Here is a 23,096-nt window from a genome sequence, read left to right as displayed (position 1 = left end):
AATGAATGCTAAACCTAGAGTATTTAACTATAATTGTGATTGTAAATAATCACGATTTTAAATAAATTAGAGAAGAGGGTTGTGCTAGCCCTCTATTTTGATGGATGATAATTATGAGAAATATTTATAAGTACATTGATAAGAAGTATCTTTTTCCTATTTTTTTAGGGCGTATTGTGAATAGTGGTTTGGTGTTGGCGCAACCTCTGATTTTAACGAAGGCCTTGAAGTTAGATCAAGACGGCCTTTCTTATGGAAAAATTCTCAATTTTGTTTTATTTGGTTTGTCTGTCTATCTTGTTATTTATAGTCTGATGCTGTTTTCAAACTATTCGCACAATATATTCCGAAGAGAAATCAACAAAAGTGTCCGTGCCCTTTTATTTAAGAAAGTCATATTGAATCCTAAATTTTCCAATGATGAAAAAGTTAGTCTGCTAACTCAAGATATGGAATATGTGGGCGATAATTATTTGGAAAATATAAATGTTATGGTGAGTTGGGGATTTGTCGCCCTTGTTACAGCCATTTATATTGTTTCACAAAATTTTCTCTTAGGACTTATTTTTGTCATTTTTACGATTATGAGACCTATTCCTCAGTTCATCATGAATCGTCGTTTACAAGATTCGGGAGACAGCTGGTCCAAGCTTAGAACGAAATTACATGGGCTTGTCTCGGATAGTATGCAAGGCAGCCAAACCTTACGGATTAATCAGGCCATGAGGCTGAATGAAGAGCGCGTGAATGATTTAAACGGAGAATATCAAAAAGCCATCCAAAGATTTTGTTTCACACATAATATTATTTTTTTCTTTAATGGATTTATGGTCTTTTTTAGTCAGGTTGTTCCTCTTGCTTTAGGCTTTTATTTGAGTTTACAGGGAAATTCTATTTCTATTACAAGCCTCATCTCTATGTATGTTGCTGCGGGGATGCTGGTAGAACCGATCCAAACTCTGATGTACAGTGCAGCCAATCTCCAAGGTGCCTTGCCGACTGCAAACCGCCTGTTTAAGATTATCGAGGAAGAACCTGATTTCGAAGAGACAAAGGATCAATTTGTTGAAAATCTCGAATCGTTGCGCTTAAATCATATTTCAAAAAGTTTTGCTGAACGTCAGCTTTTTTCTGATTTGACGGCGACGATTTCAGTAGGTCAGAAGGTCTTAATCAAAGGACCGAGCGGGTCTGGAAAGACGACTCTTTTTCGCTTGATTTTAGGAGAAGAAGTATGTGATGAGGGTGACATTTTCGTTCAGTATGATGGAAATCAAATAACGAGTCATTTCCAAGGGAATATCGGTTTAATTAGCCAGCATCCCTTCCTGTTTAACGATACTATCCGCTATAATCTAACTTTTGGTCAGCCTTTTCAGGACCATGAATTATTGGAGGTATTGGACCGAGTTGGCTTAATAGATGAATTTCAGGATATTTTGAATGTAGAAATTCATAATAATGGTGAAAACATTTCAGGAGGTCAGCGTGTCAGATTAGAGTTGGCTCGTTTTCTCTTACGCGAGAAGGATATTTTATTAGCGGACGAAGTGACATCAGCTTTGGACGAAAAAAATAGTCGTCTGGTTAGAGACCTAATCTTTTCTTTGCCGATCACGGTACTAGAAATAGCCCATCATATTGATGAAGAAGAGCGCTATGACCAAATCCTTGAGTTACGTAAAGGATGAGCGATGCCACAATAGTTGGTTCTGCGACAAAGCGGATAGTAGTAAGCCAGCAATTTGTCAGATATTTTTGAGATTCTAAGTGGTGATATTTCCAAAATCATCAATACTCAGAGAACTTAAGCTTTATTTAAGATAGGCCAGCTATACTAGAAGCATAAACAAAGACCTCCTAACTTTGTTTAAACCTCCTAAACTTTTTCATAATAATCTCCCATAAGAGTCGCCCAATCGGCGGCTTTTTTTGTGAGTCGTAAGCTGCCTATGGTATAATGAACAAAGAAACTAAAAGGAAGAAGGAAGAGATGGACTACACGATAGAGGAAAAAGCGATGTTTATGAGGGAAGCCCTGAAGGAGGCGGAGATTGCCCTCGCCAATGATGAAATACCGATTGGCTGTGTCTTGGTCAAGGATGGTCAGATTATCGGGCGTGGACATAATGCGCGTGAGGAGCTGCAGCGGGCGGTCATGCATGCGGAAATCATGGCGATCGAGGAGGCCAATCAGCGTGAAAATAGCTGGCGCCTGCTGGATACGACGCTTTTTGTCACGATTGAGCCCTGTGTCATGTGTAGTGGTGCCATTGGTCTAGCTCGGATTCCCCAGGTGATTTACGGGGCGACCAATCAGAAGTTCGGTGGAGCAGGTAGTCTCTACGACATTTTGGCAGATGAACGCCTCAATCACCGAGTCGAAGTAGAAACAGGAATCTTGGAAGCAGAATGTGCAGCCATCATGCAGACCTTCTTCCGCCAAGGTCGAGAACGAAAAAAACAAGCCAAACTCGCAGCCAAGGCCGAAACACAAGAATAAAAACCGGACCTTTGCAAATCGAACAAATTATGATATAATACCTATCGGAGCAACAGTTCTGCGTGAAGCGGGTCAGGGGAGGAATCCAGCAGCCCTAAGCGAAGTGAACTGTGTGCTCTTTTCTATTGCTCTTGATGAGTCAAGTCCAAGGGACGCAGACGAATCTTAGAGCAATGGATGCAGTTTTTCCCGTTAGGGAAAAAGCTGTAAACCGATAAAAGCTCTTAACGAATCAAGACTGGAAGTCGCAGATGAGTTTAGAGATATTGATCCTGAGGAGCGAAGCGACGTGAGGGCTATAGCGTAAAATGAAAAAAGCCTGTAAGGCGTAACCGAACTTAGAGATATTGATCCTGAGGAGTGAAGCGACGTGAGGGCTATCACTCACTAGAGTCATCTTGAAATTCATTAGCGGATTCAAAGAATAATAGCGTGAAAATAGAGCTTCGGAAGAAGCCTCTTTTTTTTGATTTTCTAGTCAAAAATAGTACAAATATGCAAACGATTGCTATTGCGTCGTTGCTTGATTTGTGAAAATAAAAAAATTAGCAAATGAAAACGTTTTACAGGATGGTTTCCCTTGATTAAATCCCTGTAAAGCGATATCATAGAGGAGAAGAAATATTGGAGGAATAACATGTCTCATATTAAATTTGACTACTCAAAAGTTTTGGGTAAATTTGTTGCCCCACACGAAGTGGAATATATGCAACCACAAGTGACTGCAGCTGATGAATTGATCCGTAAAGGAACAGGTGCTGGTAGTGACTTCCTAGGTTGGTTGGACCTTCCTGAAAATTATGACCGTGAAGAATTTGACCGCATCTTGAAAGCTGCTGAACAAATCAAATCAGACAGCGATGTTTTGGTCGTGATCGGTATCGGTGGATCATACCTTGGAGCGAAAGCTGCCATTGACTTCTTGAACCACCACTTTGCAAACTTGCAAACAAAAGAAGAACGCAAAGCGCCACAAATCCTTTATGCTGGAAACTCCATCTCATCTACTTACCTTGCTGACTTGGTAGAGTATGTTTCAGATAAAGATTTCTCAGTCAACGTGATTTCTAAATCAGGTACAACAACTGAACCAGCGATCGCTTTCCGTGTCTTCAAAGAACTCTTGGTGAAGAAATATGGTCAAGAAGAAGCTAACAAACGGATCTACGCAACAACTGACCGTGCCAAAGGTGCTGTAAAAGTGGAAGCAGATGCCAATGGTTGGGAAACATTTGTAGTTCCAGATGATATCGGTGGACGCTTCTCAGTCTTGACACCAGTTGGATTGCTTCCAATTGCTGCATCAGGTGCTGATATCAAAGCCCTTATGGAAGGTGCGAATGCAGCCCGTAAAGAATACACTTCAGACAAACTTTCTGAAAACGAAGCTTACCAATACGCAGCTGTTCGTAACATCCTTTACCGTAAAGGATATGCAACTGAAATCTTGGTTAACTACGAGCCATCACTTCAATACTTCTCAGAATGGTGGAAACAATTGGCTGGTGAGTCAGAAGGAAAAGACCAAAAAGGTATTTATCCAACTTCAGCAAACTTCTCAACAGACTTGCACTCATTGGGTCAATTTATCCAAGAAGGAACTCGTATCATGTTTGAAACAGTTGTCCGTGTGGATAAACCACGTAAGAACGTGATCATCCCTACATTGGAAGAAGACCTTGATGGACTTGGTTACCTCCAAGGAAAAGACGTTGACTTCGTAAACAAAAAAGCAACTGACGGTGTTCTTCTTGCCCACACAGACGGTGACGTGCCAAACATGTACGTAACTCTTCCTGAGCAAGATGCCTTCACTCTTGGTTATGCCATCTACTTCTTCGAGTTGGCCATCGCCCTTTCAGGTTACTTGAACGCGATCAACCCATTTGACCAACCAGGTGTTGAAGCCTACAAGAAAAATATGTTTGCCCTTCTTGGTAAACCAGGATTTGAAGAACTTGGAGCAGAACTCAACGCTCGCCTTTAATCGACAGACAAAACGATCTCGAAAGAGGTCGTTTTTTTGTGTCTATTTCCCCATTTAGTGATGAATTGGCGCCTTCAGGTGATTTATGCTATAGTAGGGTAAGATAATAAAGTTAAGGAGTACGACATGTCAAGAGGAAGAAAAGTACAACGTGAATGGTCTAAGAATCATGGGAATCTGTACTCTTTTCCGAGTGCATTTTCGGATGAAGGACCTCAAGGAGCGATTTTTGAAGATCAAAAGAAACAAATAGGATTTCGGATTTCACGTAACATAATCCGAGTACTCTTTTCAGTGATCGTTGTATTCGTATTTTTTCTGATAGGAGTCTGGTATTATAAAAAAACAGTCGTTCATAAACCCGTAAATAAGATCATAAGATCTTCGGAAAGATATCAAAATAAGAAATCTTCTACCAGCCCTTCAAATACTCAAGCAAGCAAAAGTGAGAATAAAAAAATTGGATATATATTAAAAAAAGAAAATTCTGAGTGGGTTGATCCATCTCAAGTAAGAGCTTTTTCAGTTGATGAAGTTTTTGAGTTAATGGATGCTACAAAGAAGCCAACGATAACATCTTCAGAAGTAATTGAGAAATATGGAAAGGCGTTTGCAGGTTTACTTGATTATAATTCCTCGGGGAAAGAACGAGTAACCTTTTATTATAAGCTTTCTGACCAACAGGGTTTTTTCAAAATTGTTATTAATGAGTTTGAAGGAAAAAGTCGTGTTGAGCGTGTCTATCTTGAAGTGACTAAAGCTCAAGCGGGCATGGCGAATAAAACTTTAGAAGAATATCGTTCTTATTTACCTAAAAGTGGCCAGGAAGGGATTGGGTTAATGGAGGCTATAAGTCAGTTTGGAATTCCTAAGAATAGTTACAGTAACAACCTGTATGAAGGGGAAAATAGTTATATATATATTCTATACTTTACAACAGATCAAAGAAAAATAACCTTATCATTTAAAAAGAATCAGCAAGGGGAATACCGACTTGAAAATGTAGCAACATCTGGATAAAACGATCTCTCAAGAGGTCGTTTTTTTACTTGTAAAATAATTTCATAATTTTTCCCTTAAGATTCAATTATATAAACACTAACTAGTTATTATTCTTGATCATTTGCTAAACTCATTTCTAAAATACTGATGATACAGGGTTTCTAGCTAGACAATAGCTACAGGCACGGATTTTATACTCAAATCCTTTAATATAAAAAGTTGTTTGAATATAAAAGTTGTCATTTGTTGTTTCATATTATAAAATGAAAGACGAATGAAAATGATTGAAAAAGGAATGAAAATCATGAAAAAGAAATTGGCTAAATTCTTGTTACTTTCATCTATGCTTGGTGGAATGGCTGTTGCTCACCCAGTTTCTGCGAATACAAAAGCTGCGGTTTATGAGTACAAAAATGGTCAGCTAGACCTTGTTCAAAAACCAACATATGAAGGTTTCGAATCGAATCAGCTTTCTTTGAAATTGAAAACAGGTCGTGTCGATGTAGTGGGAGCGCGTGAAGGCAAGAAAGAAAGTGCGCATGATGCAGGAGCCTACCAATTTGCATTGATCTACAAATCTGAAGGTGGCGAAGAAGAGACCGTTGCTAAAGGGCAAAATACAGCAGATGGGACCATCGCATTTGATGATGTGGATCTCTCTGGACTAAATTCTGGGACTGTTAAACTCTACATTCGTCAAACCACAAAGGATGATGGTCGTTTTAAACAGTTGGATAATGGAGAAGGGGAAGTAACAGTGTCCCTTGCTTACGATGGATCAGGACGCTTGATGGTGGATTCACTTGAAAGTTCAAACCCAATTTATCGTAATTTCATTGCAGGCTATAACGGTTCTGAGACAGGAGGATCCACTTCACCAAGTACAACAAGCCCATCTTCAAGCTCAAGTAGCTCATCTTCTAGTTCAAGTAGCTCAAGTAGTTTGTCTTCAAGCTCAAGTAGCTCATCGAGCTCATCTTCAAGCAGCTCATCTTCAAGTTCCTCAAGTTCAACTTCTTCATCGAGCTCAAGCTCTTCTTCTAGTTCTTCCTCAAATTCAAGCGACTCAAGCAAATCTGTAGTTGGCCGTTTATTGCCAAAAACAGGTCAAGAAACAGGTGTCGTTTTGGCAACATTGGGCTTGCTCTCACTTGCAGGAATTGCTATTGTCTCCCTTCGCAAGAAATTTTAAGATAAGCATCTAAAAGGTCGGATATCTCTCCGATCTTTTTTAGTCCATCCAGACAGGAGTTGGTCCTTGCTTGGTTTTATGTTATAGTAGAAGAGAAGAATAAAAAGGAGAATTCGAAATGTCCGAGAAAGATCAAGAACAATTTATGAAACATACTCCCGTAGAGGGTGCGCCTCAATTTGATGTGGCTGCGCCAGCCTTTGTCCCAAAAGAAGAAGCCGAAGACTTGGTCGTTCCAGAAGCTAGTGGCCTTTCAGTGACGGAGTCGAAAGCAATGAAAGAAGAGGCAGACGAGCCAGCTGTTTCAGAAACAGTGGAGCCTCCAAAGGTGGATGAAGCAACTGTTGGAGAACATCCGGATGTAGTTGCTACTCCCCAACCGACTCCTCCATTCCAACCTGCACCACAAGCTCCTCAAAATATGGCAACTGAACCAATTGGTCCGCAAACAGTGCCTGTTCCTGAGACACCTATTCCACAAGCTCCTCTTTCTCCTGTTGGAAGACCGATGGATACTGCAGACAAGAAGGCTATTCGTTTTGCCCTTGGGATTTTAGTTGGGCTTCTTATCGGTGGAGTCAGTGGTTATTTGATTGGTCATGCTAGCCCTAGCACGTCATCATCTAGAAAGCAGACTTCTTGGTCAGGTAACCAGTCTGGTTCGTCTTCCAATATCGATTTGGATCAATTGACTTCTGAAGACGCGGAAGCCAATTTTAGCTGGGAACAATCTGATATCGAGCAACTTCAGTTTTTGACGGGAAAGGATTCTGGGGAGACTCCTGAGGAAATGGTCGACGCTTATGGAAAGGCTAGTTCCGTTCAATTTGATAGTGGGGAATTGAAATTATTCTGGGATGATAACTCTTATAATAAAGAGGTAAAAGCGACCTACTCTAAGAGAGGAAAAGAATTACAGCTTGTCAAATTTGAATTTAATCAATTTGGGAAAAATCTTACGGTTGAGGACAACTTTGCAGATGGATTCAAAGTTGGAAATAGTGAGACCGGTGCTGGAGGAACCTCTTACAAAGAGCTTTTAGAAAAATACGGTGATGCGGTCAATCTTACGGTGAGTTCATCTGATGATTCAGACGAGATAGAGTTGGTCATGGACTTCCAAAAGAAAAATGGGGACTACGTGGATTTGACCTTTATTCGCCAAGAAAATGGAGATTTCCTCTTGAGCAGTAAAGACAGCTACTAAACGGATCAGACAAGAAAGAGGCAAGCGCCTCTTTTTTGGGATAAGACGAGACAAATACGCTAATTTTCTATACAATAGAAGGAGTTTGAATAGAAAGAGCATGAAGGATGGAAGAAATGAAACAGTGGATAGAACATCATAAGCGGATCCTCCAAAAAGCTGCAAGTGCTTTGCTGGCTTTTATGGTTGGTGTTTGCTTGGTGTTTATGATTCATCCAGTGAAAACCTTGCCAAAAGACCGTTTGCTGAGCCTATCTCGAATGCAAGAAGCTAGCCAACAATTTGTCGCTCCTTCTTCAAAAGAACCGGCTCTAGAAGACTTGTTGTCATTAGAGCTTGCAAAGGGAGAAGGAAAGACACAAAAAAATTGGGTGACTTTGTCTGCCTTCATCAAAAAATTTGGAAAAGCAGCGAGTTTTACACAAGAAGATACGAGTTTTGGAGCGCAAGTCCAGCTAGGCTATGGGATTCCTGTGCAGGGGATTCATCCTTATACCATAGAATTTCAAAGGCAGGATGATACCTTTTATTTGAGCTCGATTCAAGGATTTGCGCCCAAGTCGGCTCACTATCAGAGCAAAAAGAACTTAAAACTGGCAGATTTTACAGGCTATCAGACGCTAGATGGAAAAAAGGAAAAGGGGATAGCAGTAGAAGATGTCTTGAAAAAATCAGGTCTTCCCAATTCTCTTAGTTTGACCTCTGAAAAGGACAAGCAAGTCCTAGCCCTGTCTTATCAGGTGACAGATGGACTGGTCTCTTTGACCTTTGAACGCGACCAGACTGGTCAGTATTGTTTGACGAAGAAGGGGTGAAGCAGATGATCGAGTGGATGAAAAAGAATCGAAAAGAACTCTTGTTGCCGTTTTTGTGTTTTGTTTTAGGGCTCTTACTTGCGATTGCAAGCATCCAGGTGCAAGAGCAAGGAACCGATACCAAGGAGGACCAAACACTGACTCATTTCCAGCCAAAGGATCACAAGAATTTGGTCAGCAAGGAACAAGAAATCAAACAGTTTAAATGGACCATCGAAGCTGTGGCGAATTTGAAAGTTCGTCTCAAGCAGAGTCAGCAACCAGGAACCCGCTTGGAAACAGTTGTGACGGAATGGGGAAAAGCCCAAAAAGTTCGCTACACAAAGACAGCTCAAGGAGATAAAATGGTTCTCGTCTTGACTTATGCAGCTAAGCAAACCGATCAGGGTAAGAAAAGTGTGACCTTGTGGTTTGAACAGGAAAAAGACCAGGGGTATCGCTTGATGATGGTGGATGCGACGAATTTGTTGGACGCAAAAGAGAAGACAAGCAGTGAGAAAGAAATCACTACTGAAAAAGAGAAAAAAGGTACAGAATTCGCCCAGCTCATTAAGCAACTTGGAAATCCTCAGCGCTTGGTCTGGGGGGAAATGCCAGATGGCGGAATGGGCTATCGCGCGACTTACCAGGTGCCAGGGCAGCCAGAAGTGGTGATGGAATTCAAGAAAAAAGCCAAGAAATTGGTGTTGGTATAAGAAAGGAGACATCATTGGACGATCAACGGACAGACATCAAGGCAGCTTCCTCTCACCAGGGTGGGAGCCGCTTGATTTCAGAAGCCGATCTGGCTTCAATAGGGATGGACAATCATCAGGATACTAGAAGCCATTCAGATACGATGGAGTCTTCCCCTTCTTCCTCAAAAGAGGGGATTGGTTCGCTTTTGCGATTTTTTGGGTGGTTCGCCTTGTTAATGGCTTTTGTGTTTGTGCTTCAAAACGAAGTTAATAAAAGCTCTTCTTCATCTTCTTCGAGTGAGGGGATCAATGGTTTATCACGTGATGGTATCAGAACGGAATATCTGACCAGTGAAAATAGTTCTTATATCGCCTCAACTAATGAATTTCAATTTCAGCCAACCTATGAAAAGGCCATGTCTCTCATTCCTAATTTTGCAGTGGAAGAAAAAAAGACCTCTTTTGGGACGGTAGACCCACAAGATGTCGTTGCAGCATTAGGTAAAGCAAGGAGTGGGGAAGCAACGTATAGTGATAGCAGTTCCAGTCCCTTTTTGCTGACATTAGATTACCAATCAAAGGATGCAGATGGGAAGGTTCTTCTTGAAAAAACAGGTGCCTTTTACAGGATCTCTCTTTTAAGTTTGAAACACTTAAAAAGTGACCGATTTGCGAATAAGAATGGGAGCTTGACGAAGGACGATTTTGCCACTATCAAGGTCGGAATGCCTTATTTAGACCTACTCAATACGGTAGGGATTCCGGATGAAATATATGTATCTGGGCTTTTAGGTTACGGGGAAGCGCCTTCCTTTACCTATCGATTATCGGATTCTCAAACGGTTCAAATCCATTTTGATAGCCGGCAAACCATCAAGGATATCAAATCGAAAGAGGTAGCGACCACACCAGCTTCCTCTACATCTACAGCACAGTAAAAAAATCAGCCGAAGCATTTTAAATAAAAGGAGAGGACAATGGGAAATAAAGACTGGTCGCATCTACGAAATGAGCACCAGAGTCGGTTTTCGAAAGGCCAGCCGAAAGAAGCACCCTTAGAAAAAGGAAGTCCTGAGAAGCTAGAAGATACGCTCACAAAAGAGCCAGAAGTGGTAGAAGTCCCTGCTTTTCAGGAAGAGGTGAAACAAGAAGAGGAACGAAAAGACGAACCAGCGATTGGTGTGAAGAAGGAATCGTATGATCCAAAGGAAGGCTCATTTGCTACACCTGAAGACGAATCAGCTCAGGTCGTTCTTGCTACACCACTAACAGAAGAAGCAAGGTCAGAAACACCAGCACAAGATACAATAGGGCAGTCTCCTTCAGCTGAGAAAAAAGTAGAGCACCAGGGTGGGAGTCGCTTGATTTCAGAAGCCGATCTGGCTTCAATAGGGGGAAGCAGGCATTCAGAACCAAGGCAAACGGTGCTAGACTCCCAATCGGATAGGACGAAAACCTACTCTCCTTCCTCTAATAGTGGAGGGTCTTCGCTAGCAGCCTTTTTTGGATTATTGGCCATGCTGGGATTATTTGCCTATCTGGCTTCAGGAGGTATCCATAGTGAGGAAGCTCCTTCTTCTACTACTAGTGAATATGGAAGCACTGGTCGGTCTTATGGAACCAGAAAGGAAACCTTGAAGAGTGGCACGAGTACCTTGATTGCTCCGGAGGGGGAATTTCAGTTTCAAGTGACCTATGAGAAGGCGATTTCCCTGATTCCTGGTTTAAGTGAGGGGGATCAAGGCCGTACCTCTTCAACTTATCTGTCTCCGCAGGATGTGGTAGCTGTACTGGGGAAGGCTAGTGGTGGGGAAGAAACCTACCAAGAGGGTAGTGTCGGTCCTTTCATGACAAGCTTGGATTATGAGGCTGAAGGATCCCCTTCTTCTGTATCTGTTTTGCTTTCAAATATAATTGGTAGCCGTCTATCTTCTCTTAATTTTGAGAACTTAAACAGTGAGCGATTAGCCAATAAAAATGGCAGTTTGAACAGAGAGGATTTTGCCAATATTAAAATAGGAACCAGCTATTCAGAGCTTGTGAATACCGTAGGAATTCCTAGCCGTGTTTCTTGGTCGAGTATGATGAGTTCAGAGTCCTTCTTAATCTTTTACTATAAACTGTCTGATTCGCGATCAGTCATTATTCGTTTTGGAAGTAATCGAACTATTAGTGAAATCAAGGGTCTCGAAGATCCGGCTACAACCACGTCGCCTTAGGTGTTCATCTCACTAGGATTGTGGTATAATATGGATACCTTTAATTGAAATGAATGGAGAATCTTATGACAGCACAAAAAATGTCTGCTCAAGAAATTATCGCTTTTATCGGAAATGCAGAAAAGAAAACAAATGTGAAAGTAACCTTTGAAGGGGAATTGGCAACAGCTGTTCCTGCTTCTGTTACCAAGCTTGGCAATGTTTTGTTCGGTGATTGGAAAGATATCGAGCCGCTTCTTGCCAACTTAACAGAGAATAAGGATTATGTGGTCGAACAAGATGGCCGTAATTCAGCTGTTCCCTTGCTGGATAAGCGCTATCTAAATGCGCGTATCGAACCAGGCGCTATCATCCGTGACCAAGTGACCATCGAAGATAATGCTGTCGTGATGATGGGGGCTGTCATCAATATCGGTGCTGAAATCGGTGCAGGTACTATGATTGATATGGGGGCTATCCTTGGAGGTCGTGCAACAGTTGGTAAAAACAGCCACATCGGTGCAGGTGCCGTTCTTGCGGGTGTCATTGAGCCAGCTTCTGCTGAGCCGGTTCGGATCGGTGACAATGTCTTGGTCGGTGCTAACGCTGTTGTGATTGAAGGGGTTCAAGTAGGGGACGGATCAGTTGTTGCCGCTGGAGCTATCGTTACTCAAGATGTCCCTGAAAATGTGGTCGTAGCTGGTGTCCCAGCTCGCATCATCAAGGAAATTGACGAAAAAACACAACAAAAAACAGCCTTGGAAGACGCTTTGCGCAATTTGTAAGATAGAAATGAGAGTGGGACAGAAATCGGTAATTCGTTAGAATTTGATTTCGTCGTCCTACCTCCGCACAGTTGAGTAGGGCTGTAAAAGCTGATGAAATCAGCGCACTCAACCACTGCGTCTTGCTCGACAATTCAAAGACAATTGAGAGGCTAGGACTTTTGTCCCAGCCTCTTCTAATAGAAAGAAGATAACGATGACATTGGACTTAATCAAAATCAGACGGGATTTGCACCAAATCCCTGAAATTGGATTAGAAGAATTTGAAACCCAAGCCTACCTCTTAGAGCGAATCGCAGAGATCACAGAAGGCAAAGACTTTGTAGAGCAACGGACCTGGCGGACCGGGATTCTGGTGTATCTCCATGGGTTTGCACCTGAAAAAACTATTGGTTGGCGGACAGATATCGATGGCTTACCGATCGTGGAACAAACGGGCCTTGATTTTGCCTCCAAGCACGAAGGACGGATGCATGCTTGTGGTCATGATATGCACATGACGACAGCCCTTGGACTTTTGGATCAACTGGTCCAAGTACAACCAAAAAATAACCTGCTCTTTCTCTTCCAACCAGCTGAAGAAAATGAAGCTGGTGGGATGCTCATGTATAAGGACAATGCTTTTGGCGACTGGCTCCCTGATGAATTTTATGGTCTGCATGTGCGTCCTGATTTGAAGGTGGGGGACATTGCGACCAATACGGGTACCCTTTTTGCGGGGACCTGTGAAGTCAAGATCACCTTTACAGGAAAGGGAGGGCATGCCGCCTTTCCACATGAGGCCAATGACGCTCTTGTAGCAGCCTCTTACTTCATTACCCAAGTCCAATCGGTCGTGAGTCGAAATGTCGATCCGATTGAAGGGGCTGTGGTGACCTTTGGTTCCATGCATGCAGGGACAACCAATAATGTGATTGCTGAGACAGCCTTCCTTCATGGGACCATTCGGACCTTGACCATGGAGATGAATCTTTTGACTCAAAAACGGGTCAAAGCCATTGCAGAAGGAGTTGCAGCAGCCTTTGATGTGAAATTGGACCTGGAACTCAAGCAAGGGGGCTACCTGCCTGTGGAAAACCAACCAGAATTGGCCAAAGAACTCATGGACTTTTTCACAGCTGAGGAAGACGTGAACCTGATTGATATCTTGCCAGCGATGACAGGAGAAGACTTTGGCTTTCTCTTGAGCAAGGTCCCTGGTGTCATGTTCTGGCTGGGAATTGATACCCCTTATGCCCTGCACCATCCGAAGATGAGCCCAAATGAGGCTGCCCTTCCCTTTGCTGTGGAAAACATTGGCAAATTTTTGAAAATGAAAGCCAACCAATAAGGGATTGATTCAACTCCGTCTGGAGTTGGATTTTTATTTTCTCGTGTGCAAACTGTTCGGATGTTTCATAAAAAATGATACAATTAAAGCTATACAAAAGGAGTAGGGAATGAAGAAAACACTACGAAAAGAAACCATAGCAGCCATGAAAGAGCTGCCAGAATCCGTGAAAATTCAAGCAGATGAACAGCTCACTCAACATCTCTTGGAGCTTCCAGCCTTTCAGGAGGCAAAGACCTTGGCAACCTATCTGTCCTTTGACCATGAATTTTCCACAGCTAGCTTGATTCAGGTTGCTCTTCAACTTGGAAAACGCGTCTGTGTTCCTCGTACCTATCCACAAGGTCGGATGGAATTTGTGGAATACGATCCTGACATTTTGGAAAAAACGCGCTTTGGTTTGCTGGAGCCCAATGAAAAAGGAAAGGTTGTGGATAAAGCAGAGATTGATCTGATCCATGTCCCTGGCTTGGTCTTCCAATCTAAAGGCTATCGGATCGGCTATGGTGGTGGCTATTATGATCGTTATTTAGCAGATTTTACTGGAAAAACGGTCAGCACCATTTATTCTATCCAGCAAGGGGAGTTCCAACCAAATGCATTTGATATAGCAGTTCAGGAGGTGCTAGTCTATGAAGTTACTCTTTGATCGTCGTTATCCTGTGACTAGTATCTTGTTGCTCGTCACAACGGCAGTTTTTCTTTCCATGTTTATCCGATTTGGAGGCGACTACCAAACGGGTGCTGCTATTTACTATAGCGGTGGTATTATTGGAGAGGTTGTGAAAGTCGATCCTAGCCAGTTATGGCGAATAGTGACAGCTACTTTTGTTCATATCGGCCTAGAACATTTTGTGCTCAATATGATCACCCTCTATTACTTGGGACGTTTGGCAGAAGATCTCTTTGGTTCCAAGGCTTTCTTAGCTCTTTATCTCTTATCAGGCATGATGGGGAATGTCTTTGTTGCTATTTTTACACCAGATGTGATTGCGGCAGGCGCTTCTACAGCTCTCTTTGGACTGTTTGGGACCATTGGCGCTCTGCGCTTTATTGTCCAAAGTCCCTATATTCGCCACTTGAGTCAGTCCTATACCAGCTTGATTGTGGTCAATCTGATCTTTAGTTTTATGCCAGACATCAGTATGGCGGGCCACATTGGTGGCTTAGTAGCCGGGGTCATGTTGGCTTATGTCTTTCCAGTAAGAGGAGAGGCTCGCTTTATGAACCGAACCTATCAGATTAGTGCAGCCTTATCTTATCTCCTACTTTTCCTTTATTTCTTAGGTAAAATCTTGAATCTATTTTAAGAGAGAGTGGGACAGAAATCGGTAATTCGTTAGAATTCGATTTCGTTGTCCCACCTCCGCACAGTTGAGTAGGGCTGTAAAAGCTGATGAAATCAGCGTAGAGCCCACTCAACCACTGCGTCTTGCTCGACAATCCAAAAATAATTGAGAGGCCAGGACTTTTGTCCCAGCCTCTTTTTTTCTAAAAAATGTAGCAAAATCGTAAACTAACAGAAAATTGTTTGAAATGCAAAGAATTGTATATATTTATCATAATATACTTGCAGGAGCCGAGTGAACCCACTATTGGTAGGCCCATAGAGAAGGTAATCATGGGTAAAAAGGTATAAAAACGCAAATTAGAAAGCGCTTGCAAAAGAGTTGAGAAAGGTGTAAACTGGAGATATAAAAATCAAAAATAGTGCTATTTTGTCAAAAGTAGTGCAAAAACAAAGGAGATTTGCCATGAAAAAATGGTTGTTAAAACTCTCATTGGTAGCGATGACACTTTTGCTCCTACCGATTCAAGCTGTTCAAGCCTGTTGTGGTTTTATCATTGGTCGCCAATTGACCAAGGATGGTACCACTCTCTTTGGTCGGACAGAAGACTACCCTTACTATCCAAATGGTGGAAAGCACAACAAAAACTTTGTGGTTGTTGATGCGAAGAACTATAAGGAAGGGGATCAATTGGAAGACGAATCCAATGGTTTTACCTATCCACATGCTGCTAGTGAAATGAAATACACAGCGACTTATGACTCTGCTCGTGGAGATGGTAGTAACGGTGCTTTTGGGGAACATGGATTTAACGAAGCCGGCGTTTCTATGACCTCAACTGTTACAGCCATTCCAAACAAAAAAGTCTTGAAGACTGACCCATTGACAGAAAACGGTCTCCCAGAAGCTGCCATGCTTGATGTAATTTTACCTCGTGCAAAATCTGCTCGCGAAGGAATCGAATTACTTGCGAAAGTCATTGAAGAAAAAGGTTCAGCTGAGGGGAATACAGTTGTTATTGCGGACCAAAAAGAAACTTGGTATATGGAAATTCTTTCTGGTCACCAATATGTAGCTGTTAAAGTCCCAGAAGACAAATATGCAGTCTTTGCCAATACCTACTACCTTGGTCATGTGGATTTGAATGACAAGGAAAATGTGATCGCTTCGAAAGATGTCGAAAAAGTAGCTAAAGAATCTGGTAACTACAAGACAGATAAAGATGGTAACTTCCATATCGCTAAATCTTACGGACCTGAAAAATATGCAGAAGGGGACCGTTCTCGGACTTATGCAGGGATCACTCTTTTGGATCCAAAATCAAAAGTGACTTATGAAGATGATGAATATGAACTTTTCCGCTCACCAACAGATCCAAACAAGAAATTTACATTGGAAGATGCCTTTGCTATGCAACGGAATCGCTTTGAACACTTAAATGGTCGCTTCGTACCGGACGATCAAATTGGTGTCAAGAAACAAGGGGATAACGGTAGCAACGATGCTGTCCGTAAAGACCAATACAAGTATGCTTTAGGAAATGAAAACGTCATTGATGCCCATGTCTACCAAATCAATCCAAAACTACCAAAATCTTTCGGTGGTACAGTTTGGTTAGGAATGGGTCCTTCACGGAATACTCCGTATGTTCCATTCTATGGAAATGTGAAAGACACCCATGAAGTCTTTAAACCACAAACAGCAACTTATGATCCAAATTCTTGGTATTGGACTGTTTGGCATATTGACAACATGGCAATCAACAATCAAGATATCTTCGGAAAAACAGTTCAAGATCACTGGAAAGCTCTGGAAAAAGAATTTATTGCTGATCAAGAGAAGAAGGATATTGAATATTATTCACTAAAAGATCAACCAGAAGCTGCAAAAGCTGCTGAAGATAAGGTGACAAAAGATGCCCTTGACTTGTCTGATCGTCTTTTCCAACACTTCAAAGATTATGAAAAATTAATGGAAAAACAATTAGAGGCAGCTGGACGCAAGTCAGATCCTTATCGTGCTTCTAAACCAGATAATTATAAAGATCCTGAAGAGCCTAAGAAACCAGATACACCAACAGTTCCAGAAAAACCACAAATCCGTGAAGATGCGAACAAAGTTTACATCCCAGCGCCAAATTATGTAGCAACACCTTATACACGTGATATTCCTGCTAATGCAGAAGGAAATCCAAACAATCGCTTTGGCTATGCTGCTAACAAGGAGAAACAACCAGTTGTATCTCCTAAAGTAGAGACTCCTGTGAAGCCAGAAGAAAAAGTTCAAGCTTCAACTGAAGCTCCTGTAGCAGGAAATAGTGTAAACAACAATAATCGCTTCGGATCTAATTTCAATCCAGGTGAAATTGAAACTTACTCAAATACAAACTATTCTTACAATGTTCATCCTTAAAATATAAATGAGATGGACGAGGTTCTAATATATGAAAGAGGCCGGATTTTTATCCAGCTTCTTTTTTATAAAAAAAGACTGACCATTGTAAGGCAGCAAAGTCCTTACATGATATGGCCAGTCTTTTTGTATTCTTTGATTTGTGAATGATTAGTCTGCAGTTTGTTCAGATTCTTCTAATTGTTTTCCAAGATCAATGATATACTGTTTGAGATCCTCTTTAACCTGTGGATGCTTCAAAGCATAATCAATCGATGTTTTCATGAAACCAAACTTGTCACCTACATCGTAGCGCTGGCCTTTAAATTCACGGGCAAAGACTCGTTGGGTCTTGTTGAGGGTGTCGATCGCATCCGTCAATTGAATTTCATTGCCAGCACCTGGTTCTTGATTTGCAAGAATGTCAAAGATCTCTGGAGTCAAAAGATAGCGGCCAATGATGGCGAGATCACTTGGTGCATCTTCTGGAGCTGGTTTTTCGACAAAAGTTTCAACGCTATAAAGACCATTGATGCCCTCACCTTGAGGTGCGATCACACCGTAAGAAGAAACCTCTTCGTGAGGGACTTCCATCACAGCGATAGTGGATGCATGGGTTTCATCGTAGTCGTTCATCAATTGTTTGGTCAATGGCAAGGCATCATCATTGGTGATGTCCATCAGGTCATCTCCCAACATGACAACAAAAGGCTCATTCCCAACAAAAGCTTTCGCCTGAAGAACAGCGTCTCCTAAACCTCGAGGGTGACTTTGGCGGATGAAATGAAGATTGATCGCTGTTGTATCATTGACCAACTTGAGTAAGTCAGTCTTACCTTTTTGCTCGAGGTTGTATTCCAATTCAAAGTTAGAATCGAAATGGTCTTCGATCGAACGTTTGGCCTTCCCTGTTACGACAAGAATTTCCTCAATTCCAGATTTCAGAGCCTCTTCTACGATGAATTGGATCGTAGGTTTGTCAACGATTGGCAACATTTCCTTTGCCAAAGCTTTGGTAGCTGGGAGGAAGCGTGTCCCCAAACCAGCCGCAGGAATGACTGCTTTTCTAACTTTAGTCATATAGTTTCCTTTCTAAAAGGTAGGATTGATGTTAGAGTGGTTGACTTATTTCCACTCGTTTTCTTCTTTAAATTCATTGCTCATCATGTGGTGGATGGCTTCACGGATATCTTTTCCTTCGTAGATGACTTGGTAAATGGCCTGTGTAATCGGCATGTAGACATCCAATTCTTGCGCCAGTTCATGGGCTACTTTGGTCGTAGAGATCCCTTCAATGATCATGCCCATGTTGGCTTCGATGTCTTCCAATTTTTCGCCACGTCCGAGAGCATCCCCAGCTCGCCAGTTGCGGGAATGAACAGAAGTACCGGTAACGATCAAGTCACCAACCCCAGACAAACCGCTATAGGTCAAGGGGCTAGCTCCTAGCTTAACGCCAAGGCGCGTGATTTCAGCGAGACCGCGCGTGATGATAGCTGCTTTGGCGTTGTCACCGTAACCAAGACCATGCAGGGCCCCAGCTCCGACCGCGATGATATTCTTCAAGGCTCCAGCAGTTTCCACTCCGATAACATCTGTATTGGTATACAGGCGGAAGTAGTGATTGCTAAAGAGTTCTTGAACATAACGTGCAGCTTCTAAATCTACTGAGGCAGCTGTAATGAGGGTGATGTCCCGTACGATAGTTTCTTCGGCGTGACTAGGTCCAGAAACGACCACTACCTCGCTGCGAAGAGAAGCAGGAATTTCTTCTTCAAGGATTTGAGAAATTCGATCGTGTGTACCAGGTTCTAGTCCCTTGGAAGCGTGCATGACTGTTACAGGGTGATCCAGTGTTTCAGCGACTTGTTTCGCCACCAAACGGGTCACCTTTGTAGGAACGACAAAGAGGATAGCGTCCACACCGTCCAAAGCTGCTTTCAAATCAGTCGTAGCAGTGATGTCTTCGCTAATAACGATATCTTTGAAATAGCGTTGATTGGTATGAGTGGCATTGATTTCATCGATTTGTTCTTGGATATTTCCCCAGAGACGGACTTCATGGCCGTTATCATTGAGGACTTGTGAAAGGGCTGTTCCCCATGAACCAGGACCCAATACTGCAACGGTTTGTTTTTCCATTGTATCTTCCATTTCTATGTCTATTTTTCAACAAGGCTAGAAATCTAGCGCTTGCGCCTTCGAAACAGCCTAATGTGTGCCTTGAAGGACGATTCTATTTTCCTCTCTATTTTAACATAATATAGGTAAAAAAACTTGTATAACTATCAATTGTTTTGTGAGGACATTTCATTTTGACAAGATGCTAAATAAAAAAATGCCACCTTTTACTTGTATTACTACTAATTTGTGATATAATATTTTTTGCCTATTATTATGAATATAAGGGGAGATAAAATGAAAAAATTGGCAATATATCTATTGATGATGCTTTCATTATTGATGGTATGCTTTACGCTTTTTTCTAAAATTGTAAATGCAGAAACGTCAAAAAAAGTGGATGTCATCACAGATGTAAAAGTTCAAAACAATGATGGCGGGGATTTAACAGCTCCGCTTGGAAGATACGATACTTTCCGTCTTAATGCAAAGTTTGCTTTGGAAGGAAAAAACGTTAAAGCAGGAGATACGACGGAAGTAGTTATTGCTTCTCCAATTGACATCAAATCTCAGGATTTTGAAATTACTGACTCAATTACTGGTAAAGTAATTGCCAAGGCAAAAGTTGATGCAACTACTGGTAAAATTGTATTGACATTCACAAAGTTTGTTGAAGAGAAAAATGATATTTCAGGTTCGTTCTTCTTCTATGCTGGTGTTAATAAAGATAAGTTTCCAAATGATGGTAATGCGCCAGTTAAGGTCTCTGTTGATAACAAAGTGAAATTCGATGGTACAGTAAAAAGTGGGACTGTCGGAGAAGGTAAACGGTATACTATTATCAAATCTGGTTGGGATAATGGAGATCACAAAAGACTAGGTTTTCGTATTTCTGTAAATAGGACCAACGAGGCAATCACCAATGCAGTTCTTTCAGATTCTTTGGAATCACCAGGTGTCACCTACAAGGCAGGTAGCTTTAAGATCTACAAAGGTACTTGGGATTACAGCACTGGAACATGGCAACTTAAAAACAAAACAGATGTCACCTCTCAATACACTGTAAATGCAACAGATACTACGTTTACGATTAATCTAGGGAACATTTCTGCTAACGATCACTTTGCAGTTGAATATGAAGCAGTTGTTAACTATGATGCGGTTGACCGTGAGGTTATCAAAAATAAGGCGACTATCGTAGGGGATAATAAAAAACCGTACTCCTCACAAAGTAAAGTAAACATCCAAATCGCTGGTGGTGAAGGTGTTGGTTATGCCTTCAGCATTCAAGTTCATAAAGTTGACGAAAGTAATGAACCGCTGAAAGGTGCGAAATTCCAGGTTATCCGCCAAGCGACTGGCCAAGTATTAGGTGAGTTTGAATCAGATGCTAAAGGTGAATTTAGCCTCAAAGAACTCTTGAGAGATAAATACATCATCAAGGAAATTCAAGCTCCAGAAGGGTATGGGTTGGCAGAAGATACAATTGTTGAAGCTAGTGAATTTACGACACCAACTAAAGCTGTTAGCAAAACGATTGTAAACAAGAAAGAGAAGCCAGCCAAAACCCAAGCTACTATCGAGCTGGATAAAATTCTAACAGGTCGTGACTTGGTGGACGGTGAGTTTAGCTTTGAATTGTACGAAGGTGCAAACAAGCTTCAAACAACGACTAACCAAAGCGGGAAAATTACATTCGAGCCGATTGAGTTCACAGCAGAAGGTGAACACACTTATACTGTGAAAGAGGTCAAAGGGGATAATGCTACGATTGCTTACGATGCTTCCGAAAAACAAGTGACTATTAAAGTTACTCGTGTTGGAAATGCCTTGCAGGCGGAAGTTGTTTATCCAGAAAACAAAATATTTACCAATGCCTTCACACCAAAGGCTGCGAATGCAACAATTGAATTAGAGAAAGAGTTGACAGGCCGTGACTTGGTAGACGGTGAGTTTAGTTTTGAATTGTACGAAGGTACAAACAAACTTCAAACTGTTACCAACAAATCTGGCAAAGTAACCTTTGATGCTATTTCTTACACAGCAGAAGGTGAACATACTTATACTGTGAAAGAGGTCAAAGGGGATAATGCTACGATTGCTTACGATGCATCTGAAAAACAAGTGACTGTTAAAGTCACTCGTGATGGAGATGCCTTGCAGGCAGAAGTCGTCTATCCAGAAAGCAAAACATTTACCAATGCCTTCACACCAAACGCAACGACTGCAACAATTGAGTTGACAAAAGAGTTGACAGGTCGTGACTTGGTAGATGGCGAATTCAGCTTTGAATTGTACGAGGGTGCTAACAAGCTTCAAACTGTTACAAACAAAAACGGAAAAGTAACATTTGCACCAATTGAGTACACCGAAGAAGGTGAACACACATACACTGTTAAGGAAGTAGCTGGAAATACCCCAGGTATTACCTATGACAAGACTGATAAACAAGTAACTGTTAAGGTGAAAAAAGATGGCGACAACCTGAAAGCAGATGTGGCTTATCCAGATAATAAAACCTTCTCAAATACTTATACGGCTCCTCAACCAGCAAAAGCTAAAATTTCAGCGAGCAAGATTTTAGAAGGTGCTGAATTGAAGAATGGCGAATTCAATTTCCAATTGTTGGATGAAACCGGAAAAGTTCTTCAAACAAAACAAAATGCTGCAGATGGTACAGTAACCTTTGATGACATTTCATATTCATCAGAGGACGCAGGAAAAACCTTCCACTACACGATTAAAGAAGTTATTCCTGAAAGCAAAGCAAAAGGAATGACCTACGATGAAGGAAGCATTGACGTGACTGTAACTGTCACAAAAGATGATGCAAGCAATACACTCAAAGCTGCTGTGGCATATGGTGATAAGACATCCTTCACCAACAAATTAGTAACAACTTCAATTCCACCAACTCCTCCAACTGTTGACAAACCTGAATTGAAACTCTACAACATTCAATTGCACAAAGCTAACGCAGATGGAAATGCTCTTGCGGGAGCTGTCTTTGGACTCTTTGAAGCCGATGGTACTACTCCTGTAGCGAATCCTTATGGAGAAGGACAAGCGACAGCAACTTCTGATGCAAATGGTCTTGTAACTTTTACAGGATTTGAAGCAAAAGATTATGTAGTGAAAGAATTGACTGCTCCAGAAGGTTATCAACTATCAACAGATGTGATTAAAGTTTCTGCTAGCGAGTTGAAAGCTGCGACTAACCTCGTCGTAGACAAAGGAACAGTGGTCAACAAACCATTCACTTCAATTCCACCAACTCCTCCGACTGTTGAAAAACCTGAGTTGAAACTGTACAACATTCAATTACATAAAGTCAACAATGAAGGGAAACCACTTGTTGGAGCTGTCTTTGGACTCTTTGAGGCAGATGGTACAACTCCAGTTGCCAACCCATATGGAGAAGGTCAAGCGACTGCGACCTCAGATGCCAATGGCCTCGTTACCTTTACAGGACTTGTAGCTAAGGATTATGTTATTAAAGAATTGACTGCTCCAGAAGGCTACCAACTTTCAAACGTTTCAATCACTGTTTCTGCAGCAGAGTTAACTGCTGCGACAGATTTGGTAGTTGATAAGGGTAG

18 protein-coding genes and 1 other RNA gene are annotated in these 23,096 nt (G+C 41.7%); 17 read left to right on the top strand and 2 right to left on the bottom strand.

Features of this window, described 5'->3' with window-relative positions:
* Positions 1 to 113 precede the first annotated feature (113 nt).
* The 16 genes from K1I56_RS05370 to K1I56_RS05295 all read left to right on the top strand — a co-directional run bounded on the left by K1I56_RS05370 (position 114) and on the right by K1I56_RS05295 (position 17,397).
* Positions 114 to 1,691 carry an ATP-binding cassette domain-containing protein gene (locus K1I56_RS05370; RefSeq protein WP_003016812.1) on the top strand — a complete coding sequence of 526 codons (1,578 nt, stop codon included), beginning with the start codon at positions 114 to 116 and terminating at the stop codon, positions 1,689 to 1,691.
* Positions 1,692 to 1,993: 302 nt separating this feature from the next.
* A complete protein-coding gene (gene tadA, locus K1I56_RS05365; protein ID WP_003016809.1) occupies positions 1,994 to 2,503 on the top strand; it encodes a tRNA adenosine(34) deaminase TadA in 510 nt (169 codons plus the stop codon).
* Positions 2,504 to 2,541: 38 nt separating this feature from the next.
* Positions 2,542 to 2,637: signal recognition particle sRNA small type (gene ffs / locus K1I56_RS05360), an RNA gene on the top strand.
* Between the two features lie 503 nt (positions 2,638 to 3,140).
* The gene (locus K1I56_RS05355; protein ID WP_003008998.1) at positions 3,141 to 4,490 is read left to right on the top strand and encodes a glucose-6-phosphate isomerase; all 1,350 of its coding nucleotides are present in this window, start codon (positions 3,141 to 3,143) and stop codon (positions 4,488 to 4,490) included.
* A gap of 126 nt (positions 4,491 to 4,616) precedes the next feature.
* Positions 4,617 to 5,510 (top strand): hypothetical protein, encoded by an 894-nt coding sequence (locus K1I56_RS05350; RefSeq protein WP_049471947.1) that lies wholly within the window; start codon positions 4,617 to 4,619, stop codon positions 5,508 to 5,510.
* Positions 5,511 to 5,796: 286 nt separating this feature from the next.
* Complete coding sequence (locus K1I56_RS05345) at positions 5,797 to 6,684, top strand: LPXTG cell wall anchor domain-containing protein (protein ID WP_223325470.1); 888 nt, start codon at positions 5,797 to 5,799, stop codon at positions 6,682 to 6,684.
* A gap of 118 nt (positions 6,685 to 6,802) precedes the next feature.
* Positions 6,803 to 7,891 (top strand): hypothetical protein, encoded by a 1,089-nt coding sequence (locus K1I56_RS05340; RefSeq protein WP_223325469.1) that lies wholly within the window; start codon positions 6,803 to 6,805, stop codon positions 7,889 to 7,891.
* Positions 7,892 to 7,998: 107 nt separating this feature from the next.
* Complete coding sequence (locus K1I56_RS05335) at positions 7,999 to 8,706, top strand: hypothetical protein (protein WP_317627948.1); 708 nt, start codon at positions 7,999 to 8,001, stop codon at positions 8,704 to 8,706.
* A 5-nt stretch (positions 8,707 to 8,711) separates the two neighbouring features.
* Positions 8,712 to 9,401, top strand: coding sequence for a hypothetical protein (locus K1I56_RS05330; protein ID WP_223325467.1), 690 nt, complete (start codon positions 8,712 to 8,714; stop codon positions 9,399 to 9,401).
* Between the two features lie 14 nt (positions 9,402 to 9,415).
* Complete coding sequence (locus K1I56_RS05325) at positions 9,416 to 10,321, top strand: hypothetical protein (RefSeq protein ID WP_223325466.1); 906 nt, start codon at positions 9,416 to 9,418, stop codon at positions 10,319 to 10,321.
* A gap of 39 nt (positions 10,322 to 10,360) precedes the next feature.
* On the top strand, positions 10,361 to 11,602 hold the full coding sequence (locus K1I56_RS05320; RefSeq protein ID WP_223325465.1) for a hypothetical protein: 1,242 nt from the start codon (positions 10,361 to 10,363) through the stop codon (positions 11,600 to 11,602).
* Between the two features lie 65 nt (positions 11,603 to 11,667).
* The gene (gene dapD, locus K1I56_RS05315; protein WP_223325464.1) at positions 11,668 to 12,366 is read left to right on the top strand and encodes a 2,3,4,5-tetrahydropyridine-2,6-dicarboxylate N-acetyltransferase; all 699 of its coding nucleotides are present in this window, start codon (positions 11,668 to 11,670) and stop codon (positions 12,364 to 12,366) included.
* A 196-nt stretch (positions 12,367 to 12,562) separates the two neighbouring features.
* Positions 12,563 to 13,696: an N-acetyldiaminopimelate deacetylase gene (locus K1I56_RS05310; RefSeq protein ID WP_223325463.1), complete on the top strand. Its 1,134-nt coding sequence runs from the start codon at positions 12,563 to 12,565 to the stop codon at positions 13,694 to 13,696.
* A gap of 109 nt (positions 13,697 to 13,805) precedes the next feature.
* Positions 13,806 to 14,345 (top strand): 5-formyltetrahydrofolate cyclo-ligase, encoded by a 540-nt coding sequence (locus tag K1I56_RS05305; RefSeq protein ID WP_223325462.1) that lies wholly within the window; start codon positions 13,806 to 13,808, stop codon positions 14,343 to 14,345.
* On the top strand, positions 14,329 to 15,006 hold the full coding sequence (locus tag K1I56_RS05300; RefSeq protein ID WP_223325461.1) for a rhomboid family intramembrane serine protease: 678 nt from the start codon (positions 14,329 to 14,331) through the stop codon (positions 15,004 to 15,006). Before K1I56_RS05305 ends, K1I56_RS05300 begins: the two co-directional genes overlap by 17 nt.
* 444 nt (positions 15,007 to 15,450) lie before the next feature.
* Complete coding sequence (locus K1I56_RS05295) at positions 15,451 to 17,397, top strand: C69 family dipeptidase (RefSeq protein ID WP_223325460.1); 1,947 nt, start codon at positions 15,451 to 15,453, stop codon at positions 17,395 to 17,397.
* A 150-nt stretch (positions 17,398 to 17,547) separates the two neighbouring features.
* Here K1I56_RS05295 and galU read toward each other — a convergent pair whose 3' ends face one another.
* On the bottom strand, positions 17,548 to 18,456 hold the full coding sequence (gene galU / locus K1I56_RS05290) for a UTP--glucose-1-phosphate uridylyltransferase GalU (RefSeq protein WP_023919781.1): 909 nt from the start codon (positions 18,454 to 18,456) through the stop codon (positions 17,548 to 17,550).
* 45 nt (positions 18,457 to 18,501) lie between these two features.
* The gene (locus K1I56_RS05285) at positions 18,502 to 19,518 is read right to left on the bottom strand and encodes an NAD(P)H-dependent glycerol-3-phosphate dehydrogenase (RefSeq protein WP_223325459.1); all 1,017 of its coding nucleotides are present in this window, start codon (positions 19,516 to 19,518) and stop codon (positions 18,502 to 18,504) included.
* Between the two features lie 276 nt (positions 19,519 to 19,794).
* Here K1I56_RS05285 and K1I56_RS05280 point away from each other — a divergent pair.
* Positions 19,795 to 23,096 (top strand): Spy0128 family protein (locus K1I56_RS05280; RefSeq protein WP_263280690.1); only part of this gene is annotated, 3,302 nt, incomplete at its 3' end.

The sequence above is a fragment of the Streptococcus parasanguinis genome (genome assembly GCF_019929185.1).
GTDB classification, from domain to species: domain Bacteria; phylum Bacillota; class Bacilli; order Lactobacillales; family Streptococcaceae; genus Streptococcus; species Streptococcus parasanguinis_O.
The sequence above is the reverse complement of the archived record's forward strand: the minus strand, read 5'-3'. Positions and strand labels throughout refer to the sequence as shown.